The organism is Eubacterium sp. AF17-7, assembly GCF_003461285.1.
Taxonomy (GTDB): Bacteria; Bacillota; Clostridia; order Lachnospirales; family Lachnospiraceae; genus Eubacterium_U; species Eubacterium_U album.
The window spans coordinates 1-24,488 of sequence record NZ_QTWU01000011.1 but is presented as its reverse complement, the minus strand read 5'-3'; the positions used below and the strand labels follow the sequence as shown (position 1 = coordinate 24,488).

General features: G+C 31.6%; 22 protein-coding genes and 2 tRNA genes. 23 read left to right on the top strand and 1 reads right to left on the bottom strand.

Annotation, left to right across the window (positions count from 1 at the left end; translation table 11 throughout):
• Window positions 1–31 precede the first annotated feature (31 nt).
• The 15 genes from DWW96_RS09820 to DWW96_RS09750 all read left to right on the top strand — a co-directional run bounded on the left by DWW96_RS09820 (window position 32) and on the right by DWW96_RS09750 (window position 14,604).
• Window positions 32–1,003, top strand: coding sequence for a glycosyltransferase family 2 protein (locus DWW96_RS09820; RefSeq protein WP_022088903.1), 972 nt, complete (start codon window positions 32–34; stop codon window positions 1,001–1,003).
• Window positions 1,004–1,160: 157 nt separating this feature from the next.
• Window positions 1,161–1,943, top strand: coding sequence for a glycosyltransferase (locus DWW96_RS09815; protein ID WP_022088902.1), 783 nt, complete (start codon window positions 1,161–1,163; stop codon window positions 1,941–1,943).
• Window positions 1,944–2,027: 84 nt separating this feature from the next.
• Complete coding sequence (locus DWW96_RS09810) at window positions 2,028–2,525, top strand: SseB family protein (protein ID WP_022088901.1); 498 nt, start codon at window positions 2,028–2,030, stop codon at window positions 2,523–2,525.
• 171 nt (window positions 2,526–2,696) lie between these two features.
• Window positions 2,697–2,990, top strand: a complete 294-nt coding sequence (locus DWW96_RS09805; protein WP_022088900.1) for a hypothetical protein — start codon at window positions 2,697–2,699, stop codon at window positions 2,988–2,990.
• 129 nt (window positions 2,991–3,119) lie between these two features.
• A complete protein-coding gene (spoVT, locus tag DWW96_RS09800; protein WP_022088899.1) occupies window positions 3,120–3,668 on the top strand; it encodes a stage V sporulation protein T in 549 nt (182 codons plus the stop codon).
• Between the two features lie 265 nt (window positions 3,669–3,933).
• Complete coding sequence (locus tag DWW96_RS09795) at window positions 3,934–4,206, top strand: HU family DNA-binding protein (protein WP_022088898.1); 273 nt, start codon at window positions 3,934–3,936, stop codon at window positions 4,204–4,206.
• Between the two features lie 234 nt (window positions 4,207–4,440).
• A complete protein-coding gene (locus tag DWW96_RS09790; protein WP_022088897.1) occupies window positions 4,441–4,683 on the top strand; it encodes an RNA-binding S4 domain-containing protein in 243 nt (80 codons plus the stop codon).
• Window positions 4,684–4,893: 210 nt separating this feature from the next.
• On the top strand, window positions 4,894–5,178 hold the full coding sequence (yabP, locus tag DWW96_RS09785) for a sporulation protein YabP (protein WP_243003062.1): 285 nt from the start codon (window positions 4,894–4,896) through the stop codon (window positions 5,176–5,178).
• Entirely contained in the window at window positions 5,175–5,642 is a 468-nt protein-coding gene (gene yabQ, locus DWW96_RS09780) for a spore cortex biosynthesis protein YabQ (RefSeq protein ID WP_117910271.1), read from the top strand. The genes yabP and yabQ overlap by 4 nt, the downstream gene beginning before the upstream one ends.
• Window positions 5,579–5,977 carry a septum formation initiator family protein gene (locus DWW96_RS09775; protein WP_117910270.1) on the top strand — a complete coding sequence of 133 codons (399 nt, stop codon included), beginning with the start codon at window positions 5,579–5,581 and terminating at the stop codon, window positions 5,975–5,977. Before yabQ ends, DWW96_RS09775 begins: the two co-directional genes overlap by 64 nt.
• A gap of 490 nt (window positions 5,978–6,467) precedes the next feature.
• Window positions 6,468–8,171, top strand: a complete 1,704-nt coding sequence (locus tag DWW96_RS09770) for a SpoIIE family protein phosphatase (protein ID WP_117910269.1) — start codon at window positions 6,468–6,470, stop codon at window positions 8,169–8,171.
• Window positions 8,172–8,233: 62 nt separating this feature from the next.
• Window positions 8,234–9,679 (top strand): tRNA lysidine(34) synthetase TilS, encoded by a 1,446-nt coding sequence (gene tilS, locus DWW96_RS09765; protein WP_117910268.1) that lies wholly within the window; start codon window positions 8,234–8,236, stop codon window positions 9,677–9,679.
• A gap of 20 nt (window positions 9,680–9,699) precedes the next feature.
• Window positions 9,700–10,221, top strand: a complete 522-nt coding sequence (hpt, locus tag DWW96_RS09760; RefSeq protein ID WP_022088891.1) for a hypoxanthine phosphoribosyltransferase — start codon at window positions 9,700–9,702, stop codon at window positions 10,219–10,221.
• A gap of 94 nt (window positions 10,222–10,315) precedes the next feature.
• Window positions 10,316–12,124, top strand: coding sequence for an ATP-dependent zinc metalloprotease FtsH (ftsH, locus tag DWW96_RS09755; RefSeq protein WP_278286582.1), 1,809 nt, complete (start codon window positions 10,316–10,318; stop codon window positions 12,122–12,124).
• A gap of 455 nt (window positions 12,125–12,579) precedes the next feature.
• Entirely contained in the window at window positions 12,580–14,604 is a 2,025-nt protein-coding gene (locus tag DWW96_RS09750; RefSeq protein ID WP_117910266.1) for a glycoside hydrolase family 13 protein, read from the top strand.
• A 474-nt stretch (window positions 14,605–15,078) separates the two neighbouring features.
• Here the strand turns inward: DWW96_RS09750 and DWW96_RS09745 are convergent, their stop codons facing one another.
• A complete protein-coding gene (locus tag DWW96_RS09745) occupies window positions 15,079–15,921 on the bottom strand; it encodes a class B sortase (protein ID WP_117910265.1) in 843 nt (280 codons plus the stop codon).
• 181 nt (window positions 15,922–16,102) lie between these two features.
• On the opposite strand from DWW96_RS09745, the gene DWW96_RS09740 reads away from it, so the two are divergent.
• The 8 genes from DWW96_RS09740 to DWW96_RS09705 all read left to right on the top strand — a co-directional run bounded on the left by DWW96_RS09740 (window position 16,103) and on the right by DWW96_RS09705 (window position 24,262).
• Window positions 16,103–16,184: transfer RNA gene (locus DWW96_RS09740), tRNA-Tyr, on the top strand.
• Between the two features lie 19 nt (window positions 16,185–16,203).
• A tRNA-Leu gene (locus DWW96_RS09735) sits at window positions 16,204–16,287 on the top strand.
• Between the two features lie 437 nt (window positions 16,288–16,724).
• On the top strand, window positions 16,725–18,479 hold the full coding sequence (locus DWW96_RS09730) for a histidine kinase (RefSeq protein ID WP_158562682.1): 1,755 nt from the start codon (window positions 16,725–16,727) through the stop codon (window positions 18,477–18,479).
• Between the two features lie 92 nt (window positions 18,480–18,571).
• Complete coding sequence (locus tag DWW96_RS09725; RefSeq protein WP_117910263.1) at window positions 18,572–20,122, top strand: response regulator; 1,551 nt, start codon at window positions 18,572–18,574, stop codon at window positions 20,120–20,122.
• A 119-nt stretch (window positions 20,123–20,241) separates the two neighbouring features.
• Window positions 20,242–21,555, top strand: a complete 1,314-nt coding sequence (locus DWW96_RS09720) for an extracellular solute-binding protein (RefSeq protein ID WP_243003061.1) — start codon at window positions 20,242–20,244, stop codon at window positions 21,553–21,555.
• A 20-nt stretch (window positions 21,556–21,575) separates the two neighbouring features.
• A complete protein-coding gene (locus DWW96_RS09715) occupies window positions 21,576–22,460 on the top strand; it encodes a sugar ABC transporter permease (RefSeq protein WP_117910262.1) in 885 nt (294 codons plus the stop codon).
• Window positions 22,461–22,469: 9 nt separating this feature from the next.
• Window positions 22,470–23,300, top strand: coding sequence for a carbohydrate ABC transporter permease (locus DWW96_RS09710; protein WP_117910261.1), 831 nt, complete (start codon window positions 22,470–22,472; stop codon window positions 23,298–23,300).
• A gap of 518 nt (window positions 23,301–23,818) precedes the next feature.
• On the top strand, window positions 23,819–24,262 hold the full coding sequence (locus tag DWW96_RS09705) for an Rrf2 family transcriptional regulator (protein WP_117910260.1): 444 nt from the start codon (window positions 23,819–23,821) through the stop codon (window positions 24,260–24,262).
• Window positions 24,263–24,488 lie beyond the last annotated feature (226 nt).

Genomic DNA, 24,488 nt, shown 5'->3' with positions numbered 1-24,488 from the left:
TTTTGTAAAGCCTTTTTGAGAGGTTTGGGAAATGGATAAAAAAGTATCAATTGTAATACCTGCATATAACAGTGAAAAATATATAAAGGATTGTATTTTGTCACTACAAAGGCAGACATATAAAAATATAGAAATTATAGTTGTTAATGATGGTTCGAAGGATTCAACATTAGAAATATTAAATGAACTTGCAAAAGAATATAATAATTTAATTGTTCTTACACAGGAAAATCATGGGATAGCTTATACAAGAAACAGAGGAATTGAATTTGCCACAGGTGAATATCTGATGTTTATGGATAATGATGATTCCATGAAAGAAGACTGTATAGAAATGCTGTTAAGCAGAATTTTGGAAACTGATGCTGATATGGTAATTGGTGGATACAGACGAATTACTCCTGAAGGAAAAGTTTTAGAGGAAATGATACTCACAAAAGATGAATGGGCAAAGTTTAGAATGATAAGTCCTTGGGGACGTATTATGAAAACGCAATTTGTCAGAGAACATAATCTTAAATTTGGCGATTATAAAATGGGAGAGGATTCATATTTTAATGTTACAGCTTACGGCGAAAGTGACAAAATCATAACAACAGATTATGTGGGTTATAATTGGATTTACAGAGATGAGTCGGTTTCAAATACAACTCAGAAAAAAGTGACAAATTCTCCAATTCCTTTTCTTGAAGGGTTAATAGAGAGAAATAAAAATCAAAAATATATGAAACCTAAAATGTTTGAGTATTTTGTTATAAAATATGTTATCTGGAATTTGACCTTTATATGTAAACAGAGTACTAAAAAAGAAATGTCAAAAGCGTATACAGAATATTTTAACTGGTTATCCGGGAAGATTCCTGATTATAAGAAAAATCCTTATGTGGGACTTGGAAAGCCTAAAGGTGAAACAGTTTTAATAAGACTAATTGTAACTATATTTTGCAAAATGCCAAAGAGCATAGTAATATGTATAATGATGCTATATAAAAAGATTGTATAAATAGAGAGCAACAGAATTAGAAAAATGGGAACAAACAATGTTAAAGTTTAGTAATCATGAATAATAAGCAATGATATAGTTTGGTAAACCAAAATAATAAACAATAGCAGAGCAAAAAAACTTAGTAAATAACAACAGAGTTTTTAGGAGAAGAAAGATGAAACATTCATTTGTAATATGTGCATACAAAGAAAGTCCTTTTTTAGAGGAATGCATACAGTCATTAGAAAAACAGACAGTAAAAAGTACAATTAAAATGGTTACTTCAACACCTAATGAGTATATTGCTGATATGGCAAAAAAACACAATATAGAACTGATAGTAAACGAAGGTCAGGGAGGAATTGTCCAAGACTGGAATTTCGGATATAAACAGATTGATACTCCTTATGTGACAATTGCACATCAGGATGATGTATATTTTCCAGAGTATACAGAAACTTTATTAAAGGAATTTGAAAGAAGCAAACATCCTTTGATTTTCTTTACAGATTACTGGGAACTTAGAAATGGTGAATATGTTAAAGAAAACAAATTACTTAAAGTTAAAAGAATCATGCTTATACCATTAAAGACAAGATTGTTTTTTAACAGCAGATTTGTAAGAAGAAGAATATTATCATTTGGATCACCTATTTGTTGCCCTTCAGTAGGATATGTCAGAGCAAATTTGCCGAATCCTATTTTTGAAGTTGGATTTAGAAGCAATGAAGACTGGCAGGCATGGGAGAAACTTTCTAAACTTAAAGGAAGCTTTATTTATTGCAAAAAGCCATTAGTGGCACATAGAATACATGAAGATTCAGAAACATCAGCCATTATTGCCGATAATAAAAGAAGCGATGAAGATGAAGTTATGTTTTCAAAATTCTGGCCTAAATTTATTGTTAAGATATTAGTAAAATTTTATGCTAAAGGTCAGGATTCTAACAATATGTAATTTATTAAAGAGTGGAAGGTTCAATGAAAACGTTAGTATATTGTTAGGATTTTAATTATGTGATTCATTGAGGTTATAATATAAATGAGTAAAAAGATAAAAAATAATTTGCCAGATGATTTGAATGGTTCACAGGATAATTTAGAAAATGTGAGAAAAGATTTAAATTCGGATAATATGAAAGATGAGGGCTTAAAGGATAATATTAAGATTGAAAATGCGATTGCAGCATTGCAGCAGGAAAGCACTCAGGAAATGTTAGCTCATACTTTAACAGTTATCCGAAGAAGAATGAAGGAAAAAGGCAGATTAATTATTGCGGTTGAGCCACCTAAAGCAGATGGGAATTTGAATATTCAGGCAATTAAGACAGATGATGGAAGAATGTGGTGGATGGCGTTTACAAGTTTTGATGAGGAAGTTAAAGGAAGCGGTAGTGTAATGTCTACTTTTATGAGTGACATTGACAGCTTATTTGTGACAGCCTTAAAAACAGATGGAATAAGTGGAATTATAATTAATCCGTGGAACAAAACAATAATGCTTGATAAGAGATTGATAAGTATTATTATTGGAAAATAATATGATGCCAGGTTCAAAAGGCTTAAGCCCACATAAGCTTGCTCATAAAGGAGTAGGATTATAGGAGTGTGCAGTATGAACAATCTGTAGTCATCAAAGTAAGGGACTTTTGACCACAACGTCATAATTTTAAAGAATTATAAATATAACAAAATTTAAGAGGTGATAATTATGTCAGAAATTAATAGTATTGATGTAGAAGAAGATCAGTTTGCGTATCGTTATGATACACAGCTTTTGATTGACAGAAGAGATAAAGATTTAGATGAGGATGAGATATCAGAGTACATAACAGAACATTTTGAAGGTAACTGTCTTATCGCAGTAGGAGATGAAGATTTGATTAAAATTCATTTCCATACAAATGAACCTTGGAAAGTTTTAGAATATTGTAACTCAATTGGAGAAATTTACGATATTGTAGTTGAAGATATGATTCGTCAGTCAGCAGGCTTACAGGGTTAGAGTAAAATTAAGAATATTATCTTAAGTTTTCCACATACTAACTCCATAACTTAAATTTAGCAAAATAGGATTTAATTACATTAAAGAAAAATTAAATTCTTTAAAAGATTAGTTATGGAGGATAATAACATGAAAGCGACAGGTATCGTACGAAGAATCGATGAATTGGGGAGAGTTGTTGTTCCAAAGGAAATCAGAAGAACTTTAAGAATAAGGGAAGGTGATCCTTTAGAGATTTTTACAAATAGAGATGGTGAGGTCATTTTAAAAAAATATTCACCAATTGGAGAACTTGACAATTTTGCAAAACAATATGCGGAAGCGTTAGGGCAGACATCAGGCCAAATGATTATGATTTGCGACAGGGATCAGGTTGTTGCTGCATCAGGTGGAGCTAAAAAAGAAAACATAGGAAAGAAGATAAGTAAGGATGTAGAAAACTTAATAGATGAACGTGAAGTCTTTACAACTCATAATAGTTTAAAAAAGGGGATAGCTATCATTGAGGAAGGTGAAGAACCATCTATGGGTGAAGTAATATATCCGATTATCTGTGAAGGAGATGCAGTTGGTGCGGTTGCAATAATTGGAAAAGACATAAAGAATCCAATATCGGTAACTGAACAAAAGTTAGCGGCAGTTGCAGCAAATTTTTTAGGAAAGCAAATGGAGTCTTAAATTTAAACGGGTAAAAAATACAATTAAAATGACAAAATTTTGTGCTAAAAAAAATAAGTCGTAAAAGTTCGAAAAAAATAAAAAAAATGTTTTATGAAAAATGCACATAAAATTTGGCTGAAATCCCCTTAAAATAAGCAAATTACCTTGACAAAGTAAGGGTAAATGATGTATAAAGTTTATTGAAGTACGCGAGGAAAACGTATATTACAGGAACACATGAAATTAAAGTAGTTTCTGAACTAATTTTTAGGAGGATATAAACATGAACAAGACAGAATTTATCGCAGCAGTAGCTGAAGAAGCAGGATTATCAAAGACAGACGCAGCAAAGGCTGTTAAGGCTTTTACAGACGTTGTAACAGAAGAAATGAAGAAGGGTGAAAAAGTACAGTTAATCGGATTTGGTAACTTTGAAGTTTCTAAGAGACCAGCTCGTGAAGGTATCAACCCTGCAACAAAGGAAAAGATCACAATTGCTGCAGCTAATGTACCTAAGTTCAAAGCAGGTAAGGCTTTAAAAGAAGCTCTTAACTAATTTAAAAGAGTAAATATATAAGTGATTTTAAGGGCTTTTGTTATCAAAAGCCCTTTATTTTATACTACTTTTTAATCAGGAAGTTTAGAAATAAATTATAAAATAATTAAATTTACAAAAAAATATAAGATTTGTAATTAATAATGTAATTGTGCAAAACAGAAAAGATATCCGGTTAATGAATATAATAGCAGAAAAAAGGATATCTAATTAACAACAAAATCAGGAGGAAACATGAGAATAGATAAATACTTAAAAGTATCAAGAATTATTAAAAGAAGAACAGTAGCTAATGAAGCTTGTGATGCAGGAAGAGTAATAGTAAATGGAAAACCTGTAAAAGCTTCTTACGATGTTAAGATTAACGATGTAATTGAAATTCAATTTGGACAGAGAACGGTTAAAGTTCAGGTATTAAATTTGAATGAAACCGTAAAAAAAGAAGAAGCTACAGAAATGTACAAAGATTTGACATAAATTTAAGATAGTATACAAATATAAATGTACTAATGCATCTAATAAAAGAGTGGCTAAATTAGCCCATACAGAAAATATTTGATAGAAATATAAACTTAGATGTTTGGGTCAAAAGCTCTAGCTTTGATACCTACGGATTGTTTTTTTAGTTAGTATAAATAAAAAAAGAGTTTCATATATTTATGTAAGTATAGCTATGTGGGTGATTTAGTGGAGAATGATAATATTTCCAAAGCTCATAAACTTATGATGCTTAACAGGAAATCAATGGAGATTACAGGGGTCGAGGATGTTATTTCTTTTGATACAAAAGAGGTATTACTTGAAACGACAATGGGAATTCTGACTATTAAAGGTGAGGATTTAAAAGTAAATAGGTTAAGTATAGAAAAAGGGGAATTAGAGATTGAAGGAACTGTGGACAGCATGGAATATTCTGAAATCTCATCATATAAAAGAAAAAAAGAAAGCATGCTTAAAAGGATGTTTAAATGATTAAAGATGAACTTATTTTGCTTTTTACTTCACTGTATTGCGGAATAATATTTGCAATTGTATACGATGCTATAAGGATAATAAGAAATCTTATTAAACCACATTTTATTAGAGTGGTTATTGAGGATTTTATATATTGGATATGTGTAGCTTACATATTTTTTAGTATGTTGATTAAAAAAAATTACGGAAATTTAAGATGGTATCCTATATTTGGAATGCTTTTGGCAATGGCAGTTTATGAAATAATAGTAGGAAGAAAATTAGTGTTGAAAATTTCGAAAGTTTTGGAAAAGATAATTAGGACTTTGTTAAAACCATTGAAAAAAGCAGGGAAACGAATTAAACTAAGAAAGACGAAAATAAAAGAAAAGTTTGCAAAAGGAAATAAGGTGAGTAGATGTCGGAAAAAAGAAAGCCACAGGAAAGCATGCAACGCAGACAGCAAAACGGACAACAGGTAAGAAAACCAAGGAAAAGCACTGCTACTTCCAGAGTGAGCAGAGTAAGTAAGAGTAAGAAAAGAAACGATAACAGAGGCATGATAGTTGGAATAAGCCTTGTAGTTATTATGTTATGTGCTATTTTACTTGTACAGACGTTTAATGCATATGGAACGTTATCAGATTTAAAGAAACAGAAAAAAGAACTTACGCAGGAATATAATGACCAATTAGAATTATCAGATGAATTAAAAGAAAAAGAAGACTACGTTAAGACAGACGAATATATAGAAGAAATGGCAAGAAAGATGGGATTAGTGTATCCGGATGAAGTAATCTTTAAGCCAGAAGACTAAAGCTATAGGAAATAAGTAAGAAAGCGATTTACGAAGTAAATTTTCCTAAATACAAAAGAAACTAATTTTAAAGATGTTTATATTAATATAATAAAAAATTAATTTTTAAAGAGATTTATTTTCTATATAATTAAAAAAGAAACTGATTTTAAAAGTATATGGAATTAATAGTTATAAGATAATTTAACTTTTTGCATTTACTTTAAAGGTCAGCTTCTTTTTTTTGCTCGTATTTGGACAGATTAAAAAGTCTTTTATTTACTTATGAGTAAGCTCATGTTTGTATAATATACTTGATGTTTATATGAATTTGGCTTTAACCCGCTTATGAACAAATTCATGTGAACTTAGACCTTTTGACCAGGGCGGTCTATAAAAGTTTAAAAGGAAAAAATGTCAAAAAGTCTAATGAACATAAGGTTATGATTCGACAATTTTGGATATTGACATCCGATATACTGTTGTCAATAAAAAAATGGAGGATTGATTAATGACGCAAAAGGTATTGAAACCATTATTTTTACTTATGATATCCTGGGCAGTAACAGGAATTACATTTTTTGGCTGTAATCCTATAGCTTTGGCATGGTATAGTGCGGGAAACATATTGCCCGTATTTGGAGTAGTGATAGCACCGGTTATGGCAGGGGGAATATATTTTTATCAGGGATTTTTGCCAATGTGCAAGTATACAATGATAATTTTGATGACATATGTGTGTATTAATTTATATAAGAAATGGGCAAAGAATCCAAATCCGTTTATTTTGGCAGGAATTTCGGTTATGACAATGGTTGTTATGGAGGGAGCAGATTTTTATATGAATAATATGGCGTCGCTTCATTGGAGTACATTTAAAATGCTTACATATATTCCGATAATAATGCTTAACTGGTCAACAACCATAATATTTACATATGGAATAAATAAATTTATGGTTCAGAAAAAATTATCGCCAATAGATGATGGTATGCAAAATGTAGATGCGGAGCAGGTGTTAAAAACGGCGAAAGCTTTTAAGGGAATAGCTTCTAAAATGCAGTATATAAACAGTGAGTATAATGAAAATTTTCAAAACGAATATTTGGAAAATCATATAAATGAGTGTGTGTGTAGCGGATGTGCGAATAGTGAAATACAGTATATGGAAAGGGCAAGGCTTAATTATTTGTGGTTTAGCAAAATGGTGGAAACGAGGGAAGCCATGGCATCACAATTCAATGAAGTAAGTAAAATCGTGGAAAAATTTTTGAGGCCGGCAATTAGTGAAGATTTACTTACAGACAGAATGGCAGAAAAAATACAACGAAAATTCAGAGAGAAAAAAATATATGCAAAGAAAATAAGGGTGGTGAAAAATGAGAAAGAATATATAGAAGTAGAGTTTTACGCCAAAAAGAAGAAGAGGGCAAAAGCTACGGTTAGAATGATGACGGATATAATAAGTCGGGTGGTTGGCAAAAAGATGAGAATGGTAAACTTAGAATATGGAAATATACCATTAGAATATGGAAAATTTCAGTTATTAGAGGAGGTGAATTTTCACACATTACAGGGGAGTGCAAAAACAGTTAAAAGAAATGAACAGGTTTCAGGGGATAATTTTACGTATCTTGTGTTAGATAAAGGGCAGACATTTATGAGCATATGCGATGGTATGGGCTCAGGAAGTGTTGCAAATGAGTATAGTGGAATCATAATTGATTTGTTGGAACAGTTTATGGACAGTGGACTGAATGAAAATACAATATTAAGGCTTATTAATTCGGTTTTGCTGACAAAAAGTGGATGGGATATTTCTACTACGGTCGACATGGGAATGATTGATCTATATTCGGGAACATGTAGATTTTTGAAGTCAGGTGCTGCATGCACGTTTATAAAAAGAGGGAACTGGGTAGAATGTATAAAGTCAACATCTTTACCAATAGGAGTTTTAAATGAGGTGGATGTTGAGACTATAACTAAAAAATTGTATGACGGTGATTTTGTAATAATGATTTCAGATGGAATAGTGGAATCATTGCAGTGCGATGATAAAGAAAAGGAGATGGCAAATGTGATAATGGATATAGAGAGTAATAATCCAAAAGAAATGGCACTTATTATTATGAATGAGGCGATAAAACTGTCGGGTGGAGTGCCAAAAGATGATATGACGGTTCTTGTGACAGGAATATGGCGAAAGCATTAAAACAAGAGTATCACATAAATTATTGATTTAAGGTATTTTATGACAATCAAAGTAACAGACAGATGAAAATATTAAACGATTTAACCGGGTTGTTTGACTTTAGAATAAGCATACAGTATATTAAAAATATGATAAAGAAAGTATTGAATTTTATTAAAGAAAACAATATGCTGCAAAATGGAGACAGCGTCGTTCTGGGAGTATCCGGAGGCGCTGATTCCATTTGTATGCTATATGTACTAAAAGAAATAAGCAAATTTATTAATTTAAAACTTGTAGTGGTTCATGTACATCATCATATCAGAGGCAAAGAAGCAGATGGAGATATGGAATATGTTAGAAAAATTTGTGACAAAGAGCATATTCCGTATGAAATTTTTCACATAGATGCTAAAAAAGAGGCAATAGCCAGAGGAATGTCAGAGGAGGAGGCAGGAAGAGTCTGCAGATATGAATGTTTTGCAAAAGTGCAGGAGAAATATAATGCAAATAAAATATCGGTGGCACATAATTTGAATGATAATAGTGAAACTATTTTGTTTAACCTTTTTAGAGGAACCGGAATAAAAGGAATTTCGGGTATCCCTATGCAGCGTGATAACATTGTAAGGCCACTGCTTTGTGTATCAAGAAAAGAGATTGAAAAATATCTTGAAGAAAATCATATATCATATAGGACAGATAAAACAAATTTTGAAACAGAATATAGCAGAAATAAGCTTAGATTAGAATTGATTCCGTATATAAAAGAAAATATAAATAAAAAAGCTGAATATAATATTGTAAATGCCGGAAAAATGTTAGGAGAAATAGAAGATTATTTAGAGATTGAAACAAATAAGACATATGATGAATATGTAGACGAAAATGAAGAAGGAATATTCATCTCATTAAAGGCTTTTGAAATTCATCCGGCTATAGCAAAAAGGATTGTCAGAAAAGGAATTGAGAAAAAAGCAGGAAAATTAAAAGATGTAACGGCGGCGCACGTTGAAAGTATTATAAATTTGGCAAAGCTTGAAGTGTCAAAGTCAGTTAATTTGCCTTATAATATCAAAGCAATAAAAAAGTATAAGGGAATTCTACTTTCGGATTTATCCGATATAAAAAATGAAAAAATTAAGGAGATTCCAATTATTGTAAATAATGAACTTATAAACGAGAATCCGTACAATGGAAAATTTAAAATAGACTTCGAAAACAACGGATTTTCAGTAGATGATATACAGGAATTACTGTATACTAAATGGATTGATTGTGATAAAATAGGTTCGTTAACCTTACGGAATCGTAAAGAGGGTGATTACCTTGTAGTAAATGATTTCGGAAGTAAAAAGAAACTGAAAGAATATTTTATCAATGAAAAAATTCCTAAAGAAGATAGAGATAAAGTATTACTATTGGCCGATGGAAATCATATAGTGTGGATAGTCGGATATAGAATGAGTAGTTACTATAAAGTCAACAGTAATACTAGAAACATAATTAAGATTGAATTTTATAATTAAAAAACAAAGGAGAGAAGAAAATGGCAAGTCATATCGAGGAAATGATTAGTGAAGAACAAATTGATAAAAGAGTTAGAGAGATTGCAAAGCAGATTAGCGAAGATTATAAGGGAAAATCTGTTCGTCTTATCTGTATCCTAAAAGGAAGCGTTTTTTATACATGCGAATTAGCAAAGAGAATATCAATACCGGTAACTCTTGATTTTATGAGTGTATCAAGTTATGGTTCAGGTACTGTAAGTACAGGTGATATTAAAATCAAAAAAGATTTGGACCATGATATAGAAGGATTAAATGTAATTGTTGTTGAAGATATCATTGATTCAGGCAATACATTAAACAAGTTAATACCGTTGTTAAAAGAAAGAAAGCCTGCAAGCATTGCAGTAACAACACTTCTTGATAAACCATCAAGAAGAGAAGTAGATGTTCATGTTGATTATACAGGGTTTGAAATAGAAGATAAATTTGTAGTAGGCTATGGGCTTGACTACGACCAGAAGTACAGAGACTTACCTTTTGTAGGCGTTGTTGAAGAGTAATTTAATATTCAAAAAAATTTGCCTCCGATTAAGATGACGGATGCGTGAAATTTTACTGACAGCGATACAAAATACTACCATAGGAGGTGAAAAATTGAAGAATAGTTCAAGAGGATTTAGAATTTACTTTATAGTTATAGCATTAATGATTGTAGGTATGTATGCATTTTCAATATTTTCAACGAAAGACAGTGATTATAAATATAATGATTTTATTACTGATTTAAAGGCTGGAAATGTATCAGAAGTTACAATCAGACAAAATAATGAGGTACCATCAGGAAGTATTGTTGTTGTTTTATCAAAGGATAAATCAAGAAAAGTAGTATATGTAACAGATGTAAATAAAGTAATTAGTGATATAGATGAAATAGATACAGATGTTAAGCCTACAGTTACTGATGTTGCAGGTGATAATTCATTGATGATATCAATTATACAGGTGCTATTAATGGCAGGTGTTGTAATTGTTATTATTATGGTTATGAATGGTAGTGCCAATGCAGGCAATGCAAAAATGGCTAACTTTGGTAAGAGCCGCGCAAGACTTGTACTTGATGTTAAGAATATTAATTTCTCAAATGTCGCAGGTCTTATTGAAGAAAAAGAAGAACTTGAAGAAATTGTAGATTTCCTAAGGAATCCTAAAAAATATATAGATTTAGGAGCAAGAATTCCAAAGGGTGTTTTATTAGAAGGCCCTCCGGGAACAGGTAAGACATTATTAGCAAAAGCTGTTGCAGGTGAAGCTAAGGTGCCTTTCTTTACAATTTCAGGTTCTGATTTTGTGGAAATGTTTGTAGGCGTAGGTGCTTCCAGAGTAAGAGATTTATTTGCAGAAGCAAAGAAAAATGCACCATGTATTATATTTATCGATGAAATCGATGCTGTTGCCAGACGAAGGGGAACAGGAATGGGTGGTGGCCATGATGAACGTGAACAGACATTAAACCAGATGCTTGTAGAAATGGACGGATTTGGTGTTAATGAAGGTATCATTGTTATGGCAGCTACTAACAGAGTAGATATTCTTGATCCGGCTATTTTAAGACCGGGACGATTTGACAGAAAAGTATTAGTAGGAAGACCTGATGTTGTAGGCAGAAAGGGAATACTTGAAGTTCATGCAAAGAATAAGCCGTTAGGCGAAGATGTTGATTTGGAAAAAATCGCACAGATTACATCAGGATTTACAGGAGCTGATTTGGAAAACCTCTTAAATGAAGCGGCTATTATTGCAGCAAAATCTGACAGAGCATTTATTATTCAGGAAGATATTGATAAAGCACTTATTAAAGTTGGGGTTGGAAAAGAAAAGAAGAGTAAAATTATTTCTGACAAAGAGAAACGTATTACAGCTTATCACGAAGCAGGCCATGCAATTTTATTCCATGTATTGCCTGACGTAGGACCTGTTCATACGGTTTCAGTTATTCCAACAGGAGCAGGAGCAGCAGGTTATACAATGCCATTACCTGAAAAAGATGAAATGTTTGATACAAAAGGACATATGATTCAGGAAATAATGGTAAGCCTTGGTGGAAGAATTGCAGAAGAAATAATTCTTGATGATATTACAACAGGAGCATCTCAAGATATTAAACAGGCAACTGCAATGGCTAAGGCAATGGTTACAAAATATGGATTTTCTGACAGATTAGGTTTAATAAATTATGATAACGATTCTGAAGAAGTATTTATTGGACGTGATTTAGCACAGTCAAAAGGATATGCAGAACATACAGCATCAGTAATTGATGAAGAAGTAAAAAATATCATTGATACATGTTACAAAGATGCTAAAAAAATTATCGAAGATCATATGGAACAATTACAAAAATGTGCTCAAATGTTGATCGAAAAAGAGAAGATAAACCAACAGGAATTCGAAAGTATTTTTTAACAAAAGTAATAATGACTAATAAAAATGTTTTAAAAAACAAGAAATTGTGTAAAATACTAATAAAAAACAATAATAAACAATAATAAATTGTGCAAAAGATAAAAAGTGTTGTTATCGGTAACAAAACGCTTTACAACAGTTGATTTTATGCTATAATAATTATTGTAAAACCCCCCAATACATTATATAGTTTTTTTTGCTACACCCCAAAGAAAAAACGAATACCTTCTCCGAAAAGGACAGCAGTAGCAGCTGTCCTTTTTGTTTGTATAAAAATAAATAGCACCAATTTATGCAAATATGTAATATAATTTAGTGAGTAGGTTTGGAATAAGATATTGAATAATATATGAAATAATATATATGACAGTTACAAACAGATAGTTGAAAAGTAATGTTTATTTCCTGATTTTTTTTTAGGAAATTTTATATAGTTTTATATTTAGGAGAACAATATGAACCATAATAGAAATTCTATTTTTCATGACGGAACAGAACAGTTTTGCAGATACAATAAACAGACAGATAAATATAGCTTTATACTTCGCGTAGGCCATAGAATGGCAAATGAAGTATATATAATTATTGATAATGAAAGAATTCAAATGACATCATGTTATCAGGATGAAATATTTGAGTATTATACTGTAAGAATTCACCTTGAAAACAGATGTTATAGATATAGATTTGAGATAGATGGAAATGAAATCCTGTTTTACAATATAGCAGGAGCTGATACAAGCTACTCAGATGTTTATGACTTTTCAATAACACCCGGATTTAATACACCGGATTGGGCAAAAGGTGCAGTTATGTACCAGATATATGTAGAACGTTTTTGCAACGGAGATAAAACAAACGATGTTGAAACAAATGAATATGCGTATATTGGAAAAGGCGTAGAAAAAATTGAAGACTGGTATGAAAATCCGGCAGCAGACGATACCAGACAGTTTTATGGTGGTGATTTACAGGGAGTTATAGATAAGATGGATTATTTGGAAAAATTAGGCGTAAAGGCTATTTATTTTAATCCGTTGTTCGTATCTCCTTCAAACCATAAGTATGACACACAGGACTATGATTATATAGACCCTCATTTTGGAAAAATAGTTGTTGATGAGGGGGATGTATTAAAAGATGGAGAGACAGATAATTCAAAGGCAACAAAATACATTTCAAGAGTTACAAATAAGAAAAATCTTGAAGCAAGTAACGAATTGTTTATTGAATTAGTAGAAGAGGCTCATAAACGTGGAATTAAAGTGATTATTGACGGCGTATTTAACCATTGTGGCTCTTTTAACAAATGGATGGATTACGAGGAAATTTATAGAGAAGAGAATGGCTATGAGAAAGGTGCATATATTTCTCAGGACAGCCCATATAATTCTTTTTTTAAATTTAATGGCGGTCAGTGGCCTCACAATTCAACATATGAAGGATGGTGGGGATTTGATACTTTGCCAAAACTTAATTATGAAGATAGTGAAAAGTTGCAACAGTATATTTTAGACATTGCAAAAAAGTGGGTTTCACCTCCTTATAATGTTGATGGATGGAGATTAGATGTTGCAGCTGATTTGGGACATAGTGGTGAATTTAATCATGAATTCTGGCGTAAATTCCGAAAGGCAGTTAAGGAAGCAAATAAGGATGCAATTATTTTAGCAGAACATTATGGCGAAGCGGGAGAATGGCTAAAGGGCGACCAATGGGATACGGTAATGAATTATGATGCGTTCATGGATCCTGTAAGCTGGTTTTTAACAGGTGTTGATAAACATTCTGACAATGTAAAACCGGAACTTAAGGGAAATGCCCACAGCTTTAATGATGCAATGAAATATCATATGGCGCAATTCCAGAATCAGTCGTTATTAGTGGCAATGAATGAATTGTCAAATCATGATCATTCAAGATTTATGACAAGAACAAACGGTATGGCTGGAAGAATTGCAACTGCAGGAGCAGAAGCGGCAAATGAAAATGTAAAGAAAGCCATATTTAAACAGGGAGTCGTAATGCAGATGACTCTGCCGGGAGCACCAACATTGTATTATGGGGATGAAGCCGGCGTGTGTGGATGGACAGATCCGGACAACCGAAGAACATATCCTTGGGGCAAAGAAGATTTTGAATTAATCGAATTTTACAGAGATATGATTTTTATACACAATCATTGCGATGAATTGAAGAAAGGTTCTTACAAGCAATTAGACTGGGGCAACAATTATTTAAGTTATGGACGATTTGATGCATTAAATGGCACAGTAACAGCTATCAATACATCAGACCATGAAATCAATGTGAAAATTCCTGTTTGGCAGTTAAACATTCCAAATGGAAACGTAATGGAACGATTAATGGAAACATCTGAGGAATTGTATAATGTGGGTCGAATTCCGGTAATGGTAGAAAATGGTGATATAGCAGTTACCATTCCTGCATGTAGCGCGGTAGTTTATAGAACAAAATAGATGTGTGTAATAACCTTATTGACGGGGCAAATGATTATTTAGTAGTTTATAGAACAAAATAGATGTGTGTAATAACCCCCAATATATAGATGCATGGAAGAAGCATAAATTATATAAATGTGTAGAATAGACATATATTTTCAGTTAGCAGAAATTATATAAATGTGTAGAATAGACATATATTTCCGGTTAGCATAAAATTATATATACGTCAATTAAAATCTAAAATAAATAATAAAATATAAATTATAGAATATAAAAATGAACCTGTATATTTAAGATAGTGTTTGGCAGAATGTAATTTTGTCAAATATTGAAAATCTATAGGTTCATTTTTATTTGTTGTTCTTTGTTAAGAATAATCTTTGTCAATCATAGTGGGAGTCTGGGTTTATTTGTAAGATTTGATTTAGAGTTATAATGTCATTGATATTGCGCTTCAATGCATGCACAATTAGTTTTATATAACTATACCTAGTCTGTAACGTCATCTTTAATAAATAGTCCATTTACAATATATCGTGTATTACTTTTTCCTGAAGTACATGTGCTAAGTGTTAATATTTTACTGTCCTGAGTTAAAGCTACATCTTTTCTAACATTTGCATTAGAAACGCTTGGATTAAGAGTTGTCTTGAAATAGTCCATTCGCACCTGAATATCCGAAAAATCAAATGCTTTTAAAATATGAGTATCATCATAAACATAAGCTGAGTAAACTCTGTATGTTAATTTGTGACTAGGTGTATAAACATAAAAATATTCATGTTTATCAAAGAAGTCTTTTTTCTCGAAATAATGTAAGTGTGCAAACATTGTGCCGTTTAACATATTATGACCATAAAATACAGTTACGGGGTCAGTGAAATCAGTTGAGTTTATTTTTTCACTATATATACAACCTGAAAATTCATAATTTCCTTTTTCATTATGTGTAAGATAAAAGGAATCATCTTTAGAATCATCAGATTGCGCAACCGGCAATTCAATTTTTGTACCGGGAATATATATGTATGCATAAATATCTTTGTTTGTTTTAGCAATCTTATCCCAATCATATGGATTTATGATTGAGTCATCTTCATTATCATTCATGCTGTCAGAGTTATTGTTGATAGCTGAATTATTGTTAGATTTATTTGACTGAGATGTTGCATTAGTTTTCTTGTATTCTGTTGGATTTTTGCCACTGGAAAAATACATAAATATATATGTTCCTGCCACAGAAAAAGCGAGCATCGCAACAATCAAAATAGCTATTAAAAGATTTCGCTTCTTCATGGATTTCTTATTTCTCGAAGATGAAAATTTCACCATTGTTAAATTCCTCTCTTAATATATAAATAGCCAATTTCATAATATAGACAAGTATATGACTTGGAAAAAAGGATGTCAATTATGCGGTATCTGATGGTGCCTAATTTAGCTTGATTTAGTAGAAAAAATGGTTGCGTAAATAAAAAAATTATGGTATAAATATTTATTGTTGGAAACAAATGGGCAGATTCCCGAGTGGCCAAAGGGGACAGACTGTAAATCTGCTGGCAACGCCTTCGAAGGTTCGAATCCTTCTCTGCCCATTATTTATTCAACGGGTTCGCCGGCGTGGCGGAACTGGCAGACGCGCAGGACTTAAAATCCTGTGGTAGCAATATCGTACCGGTTCGATTCCGGTCGCCGGCATATATATGTGCGAAGCAATGAGTCCACATACACAAAAAAAGAACAGGTTCTTTAGAAAGCTAGTTTTCAGAAAGAACCTGTTCTTTTTTTTTTTGATGCGGCGAATGCCGCATCAGCGAGATGGAAATTATATTGTCTGCAATCCTTTATAGAAAAAGAGGTTGCAGGCATTTTTGTTTTACAATAAAAAATAGTAAATATTTACATTTTGGCCCTAATCATTTACTATAAAAGGAGGGTATTTGTTATATTGGACATGGAAATGTTCATGAACTTTATATAAGTTAATTTGCAGTTATAGGTTTATAAAGTATGTTTATGTATATGAGTGAAACAGCATAAATATTATAAAAAATTATAAGTACTAAAAAACGACAGATGAAGTTCATAAACAATTTTTAAAGAAAATTGTAATATAATGTATGGTGGAGAGAAAAGTGTATAAATTATTAAAAAAATGGAAAAAAGCAAAGATAAGAACGCAGATTATTCTGACTTATATTGCGGTTCTTTTATTGTCATTTATAATGACGTTTACATTAATTTCAGCTGTAAACGGAAGATATACGAAAATTGAAGTTGGTAAGGCAGGAGTGCAGACAGTAAATGCACTTCAGGGAAATTTAGCGCTTATTTTTGATAATGTAACTCAATTTTCAACACAGATATATTTTGACGATATCGTACAGGATTCTTTAAGACAAATAAATTCAGAGAATATTAATTTGAATTATCAAAAAAACATAACAAAGAGTTTGTTTAATATGATATTATCCGGAGAATACATTTCCGGAGTATATATATTTGATAAATATAATAATTGTTATAATTCTTATAAGAGACCACCAAAAAAAATAAATAAGCAAATCCAGGATACAAATTGGTATAAGGAAATGCAGCAAGCAAATGGAAACGGATTTTTCTATAACGGAAGCGATGGAACAATAGAATATTATGCACCTAATGATTATCTGTGCTATGTAAGACAGATTGTAGATAAGAGAGATTATAAACCTTTGGCTACACTTCTAATAACTTTTGATGATTTAGTATTGCAGGACTATTTTAATCAGGTTAGTAATGATTACAAGAATCAGTTCTACATAGTTGATTCGAAAGGAAATTATATTATTGAGCCTCAAGACAAAAAGCGTGATTTTAAAAAGTATACAAAAATTGCAAAAAATATGTCTAAGGAGTACATGGAAGTAAATAATAAAGACGGAAAAAGTGTTGTTGCAAGTCAGGATATAGGAATACAGGATTGGAAACTTATCGGAGTATTTTCAATGGATAACATTACATCTTTAGCTCCATACTATTCGACAGTGATAGTGGTAATTATGTGTTTAAATGTTGTATTTGTATTTATATGCTCAATGTTACTTACATATCTCATATTTAAACCACTTGCAAAAGTAGAAAAACATATGAAAATAGTTGAAAACGGTGAATTTGTGACAATGCCTGTTGTAGAAAATGATAATGAAATCACAAGCCTTAAAAAAGTATTTAACCATATGATTTTGTCTGTTAAATCTTTAATGAAAAAGGTAAAGGATGAAGAAAGAATTATTGCAAAAGGCAAGTTAGACATAATACAGGCGCAGATAAATCCACACTTTTTATATAACACTTTAGATGCGGTTTCGGCATTAGCATTAATGGAGGAAAATGAAAAATGTTTCCAGATGACGCAGGCGTTAGGAAATTTTTATCGGAACAGTCTAAACAGTGGACTTGATTATATAACAGTTGAGGATGAAATAAGTAGTATCGAAAGTTACATTACAATATTAAACATGAGATACGACAATCAGATAAAAGTTAATTATGAAATAGAAGAATCGGTAAAAAAAGAGAAAGTTCTTAAACTTTTACTTCAACCTTTAGTGGAAAATGCAGTACATCACGGATTAAATGGAGAAGAGGGAACTGTAAATATAAAAGTATTTGAACAGGATGATGAAATAATATTTATTGTATCTGACGATGGGGTTGGAATGAGTGAAGAAAGAATACAGGAAATAATGGAAGGTAAATCTGTTACTGGAAAATCGGGATTTGGACTTTATAGCTTAATACAGAGAATAAAGTTAATGGATGAAATAGAGAATCCAATGATAATTCAGAGTGAAATAGGTGTTGGAACAGAAATAATTGTTACTGTAGGTAAGATAAAATCAGAGTAAGATTTGCAATAGTGTAAATGTACAATCAGACAAAATAGTATAAATGTAAAGTGGAAATACATTAAATTAAGCAAAAAATCGGAGAAATAATTATGTTAAATGTATTGTTGGTGGATGATGAAAAATTAGAGAGGGTTTTAATTCGCAAAGGATATAAATGGGAAGAAAATGGTTTTAAGATTGTAGGGGAAGCAGCGTCCGGAAAAGAGGCATTGGAATATATAAATTATCATGAGGTGGATATTGTGGTGACTGATATTAATATGCCGGGAATGGATGGCCTACAATTTACTGAAGCACTATTGAAAGCACATCCTAAATGCAGGGTTGTAATTGTAACAGGATTCAGGGAATTTGAATATGCAAGAAAAGCTATCAATTTAGGTGTTGACGAATTTCTTTTAAAGCCAATTAACATAAAAGAAATAAGTGAAGTGATGGCTAAATTAAAAGAGGAGATTAACCAGAGAAACAAAGAGGCTACAGAGGTGGCTAAATTAAAAGAAAGCATGGAGAATAATTATGACATACTAAAAGAAAGTTTTCTTTTAAGGCTTGTTGAAAATAGAATAGATGAAGAAGAAGCAGTGAAAAAAATGGATACATATAACTGCAAAGAACTTCTTGATGGTTGTGTATGCATAGATGTAAAAATTAAAGATAATCAGGAAGAGGAAAATTATAAAAAAGTTTATGAATTAGTTCAAAATCAAAATAACGACAATATGATTTCGTTTGTTCATTTTATGCATAATATAATAATTTATTTTGTAAATAAGGATTTAGATGAATGCATTAATTATGCAGAAGCATTGCATAAAAAATTAAATAAGATTGGAATAACTGCAACCATCGGAATAAGTGGTGAAAATATAGGATTTTGTGGCATTGCATCGGCATATGGTCAGGCAGATAAGGCACTTGGAGTTTCAGTTTTGCTTGGAAGAAACAGAGTGGTTACATATTCTGAATACCAGGAGGTTATGAAGCAAAATAATTCTAAAATAGAACTTGACTGGGATAAATTTGCGGAAGCTATAAATAATTGCAGGGAAGAAGAAATGCTGAAATACATTAAAGATTATATTGAAGTAATTAAAAAAGGCAAGATAGCTGATGAAGAATATTTAAAACTTATGACAATGACAATTATTTTACGTGCAGGTTCGACTCTTAATAAGTATGGAATAAATTTGTATCAGTTAATAAATGAAGAAGATGTTTTTAAGGATGTAAGAGCGATTAGAAGTGTTACAGATGCCTTAGAATGTGCCAAAGGATATATTAAAATTGTTTATGAATATCATAATCAAAAAAAATCTAAACGTAATAAAAATGTTATAGAAGATGCTTTAGAGTATGTTAATAGAAATTTATACAATTCAGAACTTTCATTAAAGAAAGCGGCGACAGATTTATATACAAATGAAAGTTATCTAAGCAGGGAATTTAAGAAGGCATATGGAGTAAGCTTTATAGAATATGTATCCGAAAAGAGAATAGAAGCAAGCAAAAAAATTCTTAAACAGACTGATTTAAAAGTGTATGAAGTTGCGGAAAAAGTTGGGTTTAAAGATTCACATTATTTCTGTATTTGCTTTAAAAAGCAGACAGGAAAGACAGTAAAAGAATACAGATGTTAATAAAAAAGGTTAAAAATTTATAGTAAAATTTTTAACCTTTTTTAGTCAAAATATTAAATTGAGATAGAGAATCTGATTAAGTATACTTTGAATATCAAATAAATTGAGGAGGATTTATAATGAGAAAAAATTTATTTAAGAAAGTGTTGGCGCTTACTTTAGCTTCAACAATGGCATTCTCAATGGCAGGATGTGGTAGCAAAGGTGGTAGCAGCGATGCTAAAAATGACGACGGTACAATTACATTAAATGTATGGCATCAGTGGTCAAATGATACTAATGAACTTAAGGGCAAATATGAAGAGGCAGTTAAAGCTTATGAAAAAGAAAATTCAGGTGTTAAGATTAAGACAGAAACTTTGGATACAGAAGCTTACAAGACAAAGATTAACGCTGAATTTGCCGGAGACGCAAAAGGAATCGACGTATTCTATTGGTGGGGTGCAGGTACAGCAAAGAAGTTAGTTGATGCAGGAAAAGTTATGGCATTAGATGACTATGTAACTGATGATGTTAAGTCAAAGATTTTAGAAGGTTCAACATCAGCATTTGAATTTGATGGAAAATTATATTCAGTACCAATGTTTTCATGGTATATGACATTATTCTGTAACAAGACAATGTTTGACAAGGCAGGAGCTACATTACCAACTACATACGATGAATTAGTAGATGCAGTTAAGAAATTAAAGAAATTAGATGGTGTTACACCAATGGCAGCAGGTGCTAAAGACGGATGGAATGCAGCATTCGTATATCAGGCATTAGCTTTAAGAGAAGTAGGTGCAACAGGCGTTAACGAAATGTTATCAGGAAACAAAGAATTCGGAGATGAAGGATTCAAGAAAGCAGCACAGAAAGTAAGTGATTTATATGAAATGGGAGCATTTGGTGACAATCCTTTAGAACAGGGAAATGATGACGCAAATGCAGCATTTGAAAATGGAAAAGCAGCTATGAGACTTATGGGAAGCTGGTTTGCAAACAATGTATACACAGACGATGCAGCAACAATTAAACCTGAAGAAGTAGTAGCATTAAAGATTCCAACAATCGCAGATGGAAAAGGTGAAGCAACAGATTACTGTGGTGGATTCGTTGAATCATTCTGGGTTAACAATAACACTAAATACAAAGAAGAAGCAGCTAAGTTCTGTATTTACATTAATGAAAAAATGGGCGTAGCTTCATATGAAACAGGATCAGGATTCAGTGGATGGACAACTCCTGCAGATGAAAGCAACTTAAACCCATTATTTATCCAGATTAAAGATTTATTAGCAGAAGGAAAACAGGGTGTACTTGCTTGGGATACATCATTAGAATCAGAACCGGCAGCAGTACATAATGAACAGGTTCAGACATTATTTGCAGATGGTGCAGACATTGATGCATTTATAGATGAACATAAGGCAGCTATTAACGGTAAATAATAAGTGAGGCAGGTAGTGTTATGGAAAAAATGCTTGGAAATAAGAAATACATATTAATATTTATATTACCGGCGCTACTATTGTTTTTAGGATTTACCTTGATTCCATTAGTTACGTCAGGAATTTACAGTTTTTTTGAATACAATGGAATTGGAACAAAAACCTTTATTGGTATAAAAAACTACATACAATTGTTTACTGAAGACAGATATTTCCCACTTGCAGTAAAGAACTCTTTGATTCTTGTAGTGGCATCAGTATTTATTCAGTTACCTATATCATTAATTTTAGCTTTGGTATTATCAAGAGGAGTGAAAGGCGATGGATTTTTCAGAACTGTATATTTTATCCCGGTTGTAATATCAAGTATGGTTATAGGACAGTTGTGGCTTAAAATGTTTAATAATGATTACGGTGTAATTAACACCGTAATCAGATACTTCAATCCTAAATATGAGCACTCCTGGCTAACAAAGGATGCTTTTATGACGGTTTTAATTCCGTCTATATGGCAGTACATAGGATATCATATGATTATTTTCTATGCAGGTATAAAGTCTATTTCAACAGACTATTATGAAGCAGCTCAGATAGATGGAGCGTCAACGTTGCAGGTTCATATGAAAATTACATTACCTTTACTTGTTCCGGTAATAAAAACATGCGTAATATTTGCAATAACCGGATCATTAAGAGCCTTTGACCTTGTTTATGTTATGACAGGTGGAGGTCCAAACCACATAAGTGAAGTTCCCGCTACGCTAATGTACAATAATTTATTTAGAAAAGGTTTGTATGGATATGGAAGTGCACAGGCGTTCTTTATAGTAATAGAGTGTCTCATATTTACATTTATAGTTAACAGAATATTTAAAAAAGCAGAGCAGAATGTTTCAGCAGTATAGGAGGGCACAATGAAAAAGAAAAAAATTATGGGAGCAATAAAATTTGCTATCTTATTATTAATTGCTTTAACTCAGTTGTTTCCACTATATTGGCTTATAACATTTTCGTTAAAAAGCAACACGGAAATATTTGGTGAAAATGTAATTGGACTTCCTCATGTATGGAGATGGGATAATTATGTGACAGCATTGAGTTCATCAAATTTAATCAGATATTTCCTTAATTCAGTATTTTATTCAGTGGTTACGGTAGTAGCAGCAGGAATAATTTCATCAATGGCAGCATATGCCATTTCAAGAATGATATGGAAATTAAGAAACCTTGTATATGGGTTATTTATGATTGGAATTATGATACCAGCGCAGGCAGCATTGTTACCATTGTTTCAGATTTTAGATAGACTGGGACTTAAAGGTGGATATTTAGGATTGTTAATTCCTTACATTGCCGGAGCGCTTCCTATGAGTATAATGATTCTGGTAGGTTTCTATAAAGGAATTCCAAGAGAAATGGAAGAAGCGGCTTATATTGATGGATGCGGAATTTTTAAATGTTTTATACAAATCATATTCCCAATGGTTAAATCAGCCATTGCAACAGCTTCAATATTTACATTCTTAGGAACATGGAATGAATTGATGTTAGCAAATACATTTGTTGACAGTGATGAGTTCAGAACACTTCCTGTAGGTATTATGTCACTTGCCGGACAGTATTCGACAGAATGGGGATTAATTGGAGCAGGTATGGTAATTGCAACATTGCCAACAATTATTATCTACTTCTTCTTGAGTAAGCAGGTACAGGAAAGTTTGGTAGTAGGTGCAGTAAAAGGATAAATTAATTTATCCAAATAATTTTATGGATGCAGGTATTGTGAAAGTGTATTACACAAAACAATCCGTAAGACATCTTATTAACACAATGTTATATAATTAGTATTGATAAACATATCAACTAGAACTCTCAATAGTTTGTTTATCATACCAATTAATTATATAGGTTATCATTAATAATTGTTATGTCAATTATTACTAATAGTTTTCTTTTTTACGGTACTACCGCTTTACAAATGTAGATTTGTGAAGCGGTAGTTTCTTTATGGGTATAAAAAGAGTAGATTTGGAGTCTGTTAGAAAGATGCTTAAAAGATAAAACACTAAATGCTTCTTAATTCCTATTGAAAAAGTATGAATTATGCTCTATAATACATTTATATTATTAAAGATAAAAGATGCCTGAGAAGTATTTGACGTTATAATTGTTGCAATTTTAATTAACGATTACGCAAAATAAATTTATATTATAAATTTAGGCATCTGTTAAATAATGAAAACTAATAGGAGATGTAAATATAATGAAAATTTCTACAAAGGGAAGATATGCATTGAGATTAATGCTTGATATTGCAGAACATTCGGAGGGAAATACACCGGTAAGTATAAAAGATATTGCAAAGAGACAGGAAATATCTGATAAATATTTGGAACAGATTATTTCAGTTTTAAATAAAGCCGGCTATGTAAGAAGTACAAGAGGACCTCAGGGTGGATATTTATTAAAGAAAAAACCGGAAGAATATACAGTAGGAATGATTTTAAGATTAACAGAAGGCTCATTAGCTCCTGTTGCATGTGTGGAAGATGATGCAGAACCATGTGAAAGAATGACAGGATGCGCAACTGTTAGAGTATGGCAGAAGATAAATGATGCAGTAAAAGATGTAGTTGATAATATTACATTGGCAGATTTAGTTCAGTGGCAGTTAGAAGAAAATCAAACAAATGACTATTGTATTTAATCTAAATTAAATAAATACAACATAAAATAAGTGGAGCAGATGAAAAGCGTCTGCTCTTTATATATGTGATTCATAATAATTCGGTTAAAAAACCGGAGCGTTTGTACCGATTCCATTAGTTAATTTAACAATTGGAGGCAGGTATAAATGCTCCGACTTTTTTATTATAATAAGAGAGTGTGAAAGTTTTTCTGTAAATTAATATTTAAATATAATTAATAGGCCT

What these genes read in the sequence shown, in the direction of transcription:
- DWW96_RS09715 (WP_117910262.1), top strand. Translation starts at nt 21,576, where the DNA reads ATGGAAAAAATGCTTGGAAATAAGAAATACATATTAATATTTATATTA.
- spoVT (WP_022088899.1), top strand. Translation starts at nt 3,120, where the DNA reads ATGAAAGCGACAGGTATCGTACGAAGAATCGATGAATTGGGGAGAGTT.
- DWW96_RS09790 (WP_022088897.1), top strand. Translation starts at nt 4,441, where the DNA reads ATGAGAATAGATAAATACTTAAAAGTATCAAGAATTATTAAAAGAAGA.
- DWW96_RS09775 (WP_117910270.1), top strand. Translation starts at nt 5,579, where the DNA reads ATGTCGGAAAAAAGAAAGCCACAGGAAAGCATGCAACGCAGACAGCAA.
- DWW96_RS09720 (WP_243003061.1), top strand. Translation starts at nt 20,242, where the DNA reads ATGAGAAAAAATTTATTTAAGAAAGTGTTGGCGCTTACTTTAGCTTCA.
- DWW96_RS09815 (WP_022088902.1), top strand. Translation starts at nt 1,161, where the DNA reads ATGAAACATTCATTTGTAATATGTGCATACAAAGAAAGTCCTTTTTTA.
- DWW96_RS09795 (WP_022088898.1), top strand. Translation starts at nt 3,934, where the DNA reads ATGAACAAGACAGAATTTATCGCAGCAGTAGCTGAAGAAGCAGGATTA.
- hpt (WP_022088891.1), top strand. Translation starts at nt 9,700, where the DNA reads ATGGCAAGTCATATCGAGGAAATGATTAGTGAAGAACAAATTGATAAA.
- DWW96_RS09745 (WP_117910265.1), bottom strand. Translation starts at nt 15,921, where the DNA reads ATGGTGAAATTTTCATCTTCGAGAAATAAGAAATCCATGAAGAAGCGA.
- DWW96_RS09750 (WP_117910266.1), top strand. Translation starts at nt 12,580, where the DNA reads ATGAACCATAATAGAAATTCTATTTTTCATGACGGAACAGAACAGTTT.
- DWW96_RS09725 (WP_117910263.1), top strand. Translation starts at nt 18,572, where the DNA reads ATGTTAAATGTATTGTTGGTGGATGATGAAAAATTAGAGAGGGTTTTA.
- DWW96_RS09705 (WP_117910260.1), top strand. Translation starts at nt 23,819, where the DNA reads ATGAAAATTTCTACAAAGGGAAGATATGCATTGAGATTAATGCTTGAT.
- yabQ (WP_117910271.1), top strand. Translation starts at nt 5,175, where the DNA reads ATGATTAAAGATGAACTTATTTTGCTTTTTACTTCACTGTATTGCGGA.
- DWW96_RS09710 (WP_117910261.1), top strand. Translation starts at nt 22,470, where the DNA reads ATGAAAAAGAAAAAAATTATGGGAGCAATAAAATTTGCTATCTTATTA.
- DWW96_RS09805 (WP_022088900.1), top strand. Translation starts at nt 2,697, where the DNA reads ATGTCAGAAATTAATAGTATTGATGTAGAAGAAGATCAGTTTGCGTAT.
- tilS (WP_117910268.1), top strand. Translation starts at nt 8,234, where the DNA reads ATGAAAATATTAAACGATTTAACCGGGTTGTTTGACTTTAGAATAAGC.
- DWW96_RS09770 (WP_117910269.1), top strand. Translation starts at nt 6,468, where the DNA reads ATGACGCAAAAGGTATTGAAACCATTATTTTTACTTATGATATCCTGG.
- DWW96_RS09820 (WP_022088903.1), top strand. Translation starts at nt 32, where the DNA reads ATGGATAAAAAAGTATCAATTGTAATACCTGCATATAACAGTGAAAAA.
- DWW96_RS09810 (WP_022088901.1), top strand. Translation starts at nt 2,028, where the DNA reads ATGAGTAAAAAGATAAAAAATAATTTGCCAGATGATTTGAATGGTTCA.